At 67.2% G+C, this 5,123-nt stretch carries 4 protein-coding genes; all 4 read left to right on the forward strand.

The window, feature by feature from the left end; translation table 11 throughout:
* A partial coding sequence (locus tag ACRDUX_RS19295) for an N-acetylglutaminylglutamine amidotransferase (RefSeq protein ID WP_526415628.1) occupies positions 1-1,557 on the forward strand: 1,557 nt, incomplete at its 5' end.
* A gap of 2 nt (positions 1,558-1,559) precedes the next feature.
* Positions 1,560-3,278, forward strand: coding sequence for an N-acetylglutaminylglutamine synthetase (ngg, locus tag ACRDUX_RS19300; protein ID WP_526415629.1), 1,719 nt, complete (start codon positions 1,560-1,562; stop codon positions 3,276-3,278).
* Positions 3,279-3,371: 93 nt separating this feature from the next.
* Positions 3,372-4,589: an osmoprotectant NAGGN system M42 family peptidase gene (locus ACRDUX_RS19305; protein WP_526415631.1), complete on the forward strand. Its 1,218-nt coding sequence runs from the start codon at positions 3,372-3,374 to the stop codon at positions 4,587-4,589.
* Between the two features lie 37 nt (positions 4,590-4,626).
* On the forward strand, positions 4,627-5,055 hold the full coding sequence (locus ACRDUX_RS19310; RefSeq protein ID WP_526415630.1) for a nuclear transport factor 2 family protein: 429 nt from the start codon (positions 4,627-4,629) through the stop codon (positions 5,053-5,055).
* The last annotated feature ends 68 nt before the right edge of the window (positions 5,056-5,123 follow it).

A 5,123-nucleotide genomic window follows, 5' to 3' on the forward strand; every position in this document is an offset into this window, starting at 1 on the left:
CAACTGCTCGGCAAGGGGTACCGCTTCTTCTCGCACAGCGACACCGAGGTCATTCTCAAGGGCTACCGCGAATGGGGCGAGCGGGTGGTGGACCACCTCAAGGGGATGTTCGCCTTCGCCATCGCCGAGCGCGACACGGGTCGTGTGGTGCTGGCGCGAGACCGGCTCGGCGTCAAGCCGCTGTACTGGTGCGACGTGGAGGACGGTGACGGCGGCGGTGCCATGCGCTTCGCCTCGTCGCTCACGGCTCTCGTTGCCGCGGGCGGCGTCGATACCGACCTCGACCCCGTCGCGCTGAACCACTACCTGAGTTTCCACTCGGTGGTCCCCGCCCCACACACGATCCTGCGCGGGGTTCGCAAGCTCGAGCCGGGCACCATCATGCGCATCGAGGCCGACGGCACCAGAACGCAGGAGACCTACTGGGAGCCGATGTTCGAGCGGTCGGCCGAGCGGGCGGGCTGGTCGGCGGTGGAATGGGAGGAAGCGATCCTCGCCTCGCTGCGGACCGCGGTGGAGCGGCGCCTCGTCGCCGACGTTCCCGTCGGGTGCCTGCTCTCCGGCGGTCTTGACTCGAGCCTGATCGTCGGTCTGCTCGCCGAGGCGGGACAGCACGGACTGAAGACCTTCTCCATCGGCTTCGAGGCGGCAGGGGGAGAGGAGGGTGACGAGTTCAAGTACTCCGACGTCATCGCCAGGCACTACGGCACCGACCACCATCAGATCCGCATCGACAGCGCACGCATGCTGCCTGCTCTTTCGGACACCATCGGCGCGATGAGCGAACCGATGGTGAGCCATGACTGCGTGGCGTTCTATCTGCTGTCCCAGGAGGTCAGCAAGCACGTGAAGGTGGTGCAGTCGGGGCAGGGAGCCGACGAGATCTTTGCCGGGTACCACTGGTATCCGCCGATGGCCTACGCCAGGGATGATGACGCCGGCGATGCCTTGTCCCGCTACCGCACGGCGTTCTTCGACCGCGACCACGAAGGGGTCAACGGGCTCCTGCAGCCGCGATGGCAGCTCGATCACGACGCCGCGGGCGAATACGTCCTCGAGCACTTCGCCCACCCCGGCGCCGCCACCGCGACCGACCGCGCGCTCCGACTCGACACCACCGTGATGCTCGTCGACGACCCCGTCAAGCGCGTCGACAACATGACGATGGCGTGGGGGCTGGAGGGCCGGGTGCCGTTCCTCGACCACGAGCTCGTGGAACTCGCCGCCACGTGCCCGCCCGAGCTGAAGACCGCGTACGACGGCAAGGGCGTGTTGAAGGAAGCCGCCCGCAAGGTCATTCCCCACGAGGTGATCGACCGGCCAAAGGGCTACTTCCCGGTGCCTGCGCTGAAGCACCTCGAGGGTCCCTACCTGGACCTCGTCAGGGATGCTCTGCACAGTTCGGCGGCGCGCGATCGAGGCCTGTTCGCGCCGGCCGCGGTCGACGGGATGCTCGCCGAGCCCAACGGCAACCTCACCCCCCTGCGTGGAAATCCGTTGTGGCAGATAGGGTTACTGGAACTCTGGCTTGCCCGCCACGTCGACGGAACAAGGTGAGCATGACTACTACCGAACCCGGCAGCGAATCGAAGGCGGTCGGCGTCGTCCAGGACCTCGGCTGGGGTCGCCTGGTGTTCGGTCAGACGTGCGAGGACCCCGAGCAGTTCGGCACGGCGCTACGCGCGGAGGCCAGTGGGCGCCGTGACATCGGGATGTACCTCGACGCGCCCCACGTCTTCGTCGCCCTGCACCCGCAGGAGTTCTTCATCGATCCGAGCTTCACCTACCGGATCGACCTGACGAAGCCGCTGCAGTACGAGCCGGCGCCGGTATCCGGGCTGTCGGTGCGCCCGGTGATGGCCAACGAGGACTGCGCGGCGATCAACCAGCTCTACCTGCAGTGCCGCATGGTGCCCGCCGACGTCGACCTGATGTGGGACAACAGCCAGTCCCAGCCGCACATGGTGTATCTGGTCGTGACCGACGACGAGACCGGCGCCGTGGTGGGCACGGTCACCGGCATCGACCACGCACAACTCTTCGGCGACGAGGAGAACGGCTCCAGCCTGTGGTGTCTGGCCGTCGACCCCACGCTGTCCCGGCCTGGGGTGGGCGGCCTGCTGGTGCGGTCCCTGATCGAGGAGTTCGTCCGACGGGGGCGCTCGCAGATGGACCTGTCGGTGCTGCACGACAACGAAGGGGCCATCGCGCTCTACGAGCGGATGGGATTCATCCGCGTGCCGGTCCTCGGGGTCAAGCGCAAGAACGCCATCAACGAGAAGCTGTTCGCCCCTGCCAAGTCCGAGGAGGAGCTCTCCCAACTCAATCCGTACGCCCGGATCATCGCCGACGAGGCGATCCTGCGTGGCATCGCCGTCCAGGTGCTCGACGCCAAGGGGGGTTACCTCAAGCTGACGCACGGCGGTACCAGCGTGGTGACCCGCGAGTCGCTCTCCGAGCTCACCAACGCCGTCGCCATGAGCCGGTGTGACGACAAGCGCGTCGCCCGCAGGGTGGTCGCCGAGGCGGGCATCCGGGTGCCGGAGGGCCGGACGGCGACCTTCACCGACGAGGACCATGACTTCCTCGAGAAGGTGGGTTCAGTGGTGGTGAAGCCGGCCCGCGGTGAGCAGGGTGCGGGCATCACCGTCGGGGTGACCCGGCCCGAGGACCTCGACCGTGCGATCGCCTTGGCGGTCCAGCACAGCCCCGACGTCCTGCTCGAGGAACGGTGCGATGGCGAGGACCTTCGCATCGTCGTGATCAACGGCAAGGTGATCGCGGCCGCACTGCGGCGTCCCCCGGAGGTGGTCGGGAGCGGCGATCACACCATCCGCCACCTCGTCGAGGCGCAGAGCCGCCGTCGCGCCGCCGCCACGCACGGCGAATCCACGATCCCCGTCGACGAGATCACCACCGACACGGTGCGCGAGGAGGGCTGGGATCTCGACGACGTGCTGCCCCTCAACGAGCACCTGACCGTGCGGCGCACCGCGAACCTGCACACGGGCGGCACGATCCGCGACGTGACCGACGATCTGAATCCCAAGCTGGCGAGGGTCGCCATCGACGCTGCGGACGCGATCGGCATCCCCGTCACGGGAATCGATCTCATCGTGCCGTTGGTGGACGGGGAGGAGTACGTCTTCATCGAGGCGAACGAACGGCCCGGTCTGGCGAATCACGAACCACGGCCGACCGCACAGGCATTCGTGGATCTGCTCTTCCCAAGAACCGCGGCGACTCCGTGGGCGTGGCAGCCCGCTCCCGTCGAGTAGAACCGAGTCTCGATAGGCTCGCCTCGACCACCCCGGACCAAACCAAGACCTGGAAGGGCAACCTTGACTGACGCCGTGACCGCCTCCGCTGAGATGCCTGCAGACGACCGCACCTGGATGGTCGACACCCTGCTCGCACTGCTGCAGACGCCGAGTCCCTCGGGTCGTACGGACGCGGTGATGCAGTTGATCGGAGGCATCTTCGACGACCTCGGCGTGCCGTTCACCCTGACCCGCCGCGGCGCGCTGACCGCCGAGCTCCCGGGTAAGTCGGCCACCACCGACCGGGCGATCGTCGTCCACGCCGACACCATCGGTTGCATGGTGCGCGAACTGAAGGACAACGGCAGACTCGAGCTGATCCCGGTTGGCACGTTCTCGGCACGCTTCGCCGCAGGGGCCCGGGTGCGGATCTTCACCGATGACAGCGAGCAGTTCATCACGGGAACCGTCATGCCGCTCAAGGCTTCTGGGCACGCATACGGGGACGAGATCGACACCCAGCCGACCGACTGGGATCACGTCGAGGTCCGGATCGACCGCAACGTCTCGACCCGCGAGGACTTGGTCGAACTCGGGCTCAACGTGGGGGACTTCGTCGCGTTCATCACCAGCCCCGAGCTCACCGAGGACGACTTCATCGTCTCGCGCCACCTCGACGGCAAGGCTGGCGTCGCCGTGGCCCTGGCGCTGGCGCGCAATGTCATGGAGAACAAGGTCGTGCTGCCGCACCGCACGACGATCATGGTGACCATCACCGAGGAGGTCGGTCACGGCGCCAGCAGTGGGCTGCCGCCTGACGTGGCGGAGCTGATCTCCGTGGACAACGCGGTCTGCGCCCCCGGCCAGCACTCGCTGGAACACGGTGTCACCATCCCGATGGCGGATATGCACGGTCCGTTCGACTACCACCTCACCCGCAACCTGTTGCGCCTCGCCAAGGAACAGGGCATCGCCCACGCCCGCGACATCTTCCGGTTCTACCGCTCCGATGCGGCCGCCGCGATCGAGGCGGGCGCCAATACCCGCGCTGCGCTGGTCGCCTTCGGGCTCGACGGCAGCCACGGCTGGGAACGAAGCCACTTGGACTCGCTGACGGCGTGCTACCTGTTGTTGGAGAGCTGGCTGCGCACCCCGCTGACGTTCGCGACGTGGGACGCCAAGCCCTCCGGCAAGCTCCGTGACTTCCCGTCCTCGAAGCAGCCCGCACCCAGCGAGCAGTGGGTGCCGCTGTCGCGCGGTGACTTCACCGAGCCGGGAGAGGTCTCGCCGGGGGAGCACTGGCCGCCGACGGAGGGTCCGCAGGCCTAGCTGCGGGTGCGCTCGCGCGTCGGTGTTCAATCGAACGATGCTGAGTCTGGAAGAGATCTCCGACCGCCTCGAAATCCAACAGTTGCTGGTGGATTACTCCTCGGCGATCGACAAGCGCCGGTTCGACGACCTCGACCTGGTGTTCACGAGTGACGCATACATCGACTACCGGGCCATGGGTGGCATCGACGGCGCCTTTCCCGACGTGAAGAAGTGGCTCTCGGAGGTGTTGCCGAACTTCCCGGCGTACTCGCATCTGATCGGCAACTTCGACGTCAAGATCTCCCGCGATCCGGCGGGGGACACCGCCACCTCGCGCATCCTCTGCTTCAACCCGATGGTCCTCGGTGGTGACGGCCAGGTCCTGTTCTGCGGGCTCTGGTACGACGACGAGTTCATCCGCACTGCCGACGGTTGGCGGATGACCCGGCGCGTCGAGACGAAGTGCTTCGACAGGATCGTCTGACGACCCACACCATTCCGCCGAACGTGGCTTACCCCCACGCTCCCCGCGGGTACGGCGTGGGGGTAATC

This window comes from Mycobacterium sp., assembly GCF_050701675.1.
Taxonomy (GTDB): Bacteria; Actinomycetota; Actinomycetes; order Mycobacteriales; family Mycobacteriaceae; genus Mycobacterium.